At 51.0% G+C, this 249-nt stretch carries 2 tRNA genes; both read left to right on the top strand.

The window, feature by feature from the left end:
• Window positions 1–89: 89 nt before the first annotated feature.
• Window positions 90–160, top strand: a tRNA-Gly gene (locus SAZ04_RS22650).
• 13 nt (window positions 161–173) lie between these two features.
• Window positions 174–247: transfer RNA gene (locus SAZ04_RS22645), tRNA-Ile, on the top strand.
• The last annotated feature ends 2 nt before the right edge of the window (window positions 248–249 follow it).

The following is a 249-nucleotide window of genomic DNA, read 5'->3' as shown; positions in this document are numbered from 1 at the left end:
CCTTAGCTCAGCTGGATAGAGTGTTTGACTACGAATCAAAAGGTCGGGAGTTCGAATCTCTCAGGGCGCACCATTTATAATTTCATCTTGCGGGTGTAGTTTAGTGGTAAAACCTCAGCCTTCCAAGCTGAGGTCGTGAGTTCGATTCTCATCACCCGCTTTTATACTACTGTGGGCCTGTAGCTCAGCTGGTTAGAGCGCACGCCTGATAAGCGTGAGGTCGGTGGTTCGAGTCCACTCAGGCCCACC

This window comes from Halalkalibacter lacteus, assembly GCF_036663595.1.
GTDB classification, from domain to species: Bacteria; Bacillota; Bacilli; order Bacillales; family Bacillaceae_D; genus Halalkalibacter; species Halalkalibacter lacteus.
This window is presented reverse-complemented; position numbering and strand designations above follow the sequence as displayed.